General features: G+C 33.5%; 2 protein-coding genes. Both read left to right on the top strand.

Features of this window, described 5'->3' with window-relative positions:
- Positions 1-805 (top strand): DNA adenine methylase (locus tag HMPREF9720_RS14000; RefSeq protein ID WP_009599023.1); only part of this gene is annotated, 805 nt, incomplete at its 5' end.
- A 5-nt stretch (positions 806-810) separates the two neighbouring features.
- A partial coding sequence (locus HMPREF9720_RS13995; RefSeq protein ID WP_039940847.1) for a hypothetical protein occupies positions 811-1,030 on the top strand: 220 nt, incomplete at its 3' end.

The following is a 1,030-nucleotide window of genomic DNA, read 5'->3' as shown; positions in this document are numbered from 1 at the left end:
TATAGTAAAACCATGCTTAAGATGGGCTGGTGGAAAAAATTGGTTAATCAAATATCTTCCTCAAATAATAGGAGATACCGCATTTGATAATTACCATGAACCTTTTTTAGGAGGAGCTTCCGTATTTCTATCAATCAAGCCTTCACAACAAGCATTTTTATCTGATCTTAACGAAGATCTTATAAAAACATACATTGCTTTAAGAGATTCCCCGTATGATATAATTAAAGTTTTATGCACATATAGCAACGATAAAGATTCATATTACAAAATAAGAAGCGAACATCCCCAAGATGAAATAACAAGAGCGGCCCGTTTTATATATCTAAATCAGACTTCATTTAACGGTATATATAGGGTGAATCTCAAGGGGGAATATAATGTTCCCTATGGATTTAGAGAAAAAGAATTTCTCAATGAAAAAACGTTATTAGATGTAAGCAACGCACTACAAAATGCAATTCTCAGATATGGGGATTTCGATCTTGTAAGACAAAATATAAAGCCTAATGATTTGGTGTTTTTGGATCCGCCATATACAGTCTCGCATAATAACAACGGGTTTATCAAATATAACCAAAAAATATTTTCTTTGGAAGATCAGATTAGGTTAAACTCTTTGATCCAATATATCAAAAAAATTGGAGCATACTATATTCTTACTAATGCTGCTCATGAAACCATTAAAGAAATATTCAATAATGGAGATTGGTGCATAGAATTGAATCGTGCGAGCCTTATTGGGGGAATAAATGCAAAACGAGGTCAAACCAAAGAATATATTTTTACCAATCTTATAAAATAAGAGACATGAAAGAAGAGACCAAACAAAATATTCTCAATTCATTGGTTTCGGGGAAATCCCTAACAACCGTGCTCTCGGCAAAAGCGAAAGAATTTATGTTTGAGAGTGTGCAGAATGAATTGGTGACCAAATATGAAACTGATGGATGGGAGGTTTACAAGCGTTATAAAACATCTATTAGAATGCAAAGGCGGAAACCAATGGATATGGCATTTGAGGATGACG

Origin of the sequence: Alistipes sp. HGB5, from assembly GCF_000183485.2 — a bacterium.
GTDB classification, from domain to species: Bacteria; Bacteroidota; Bacteroidia; order Bacteroidales; family Rikenellaceae; genus Alistipes; species Alistipes finegoldii.
This window is presented reverse-complemented; position numbering and strand designations above follow the sequence as displayed.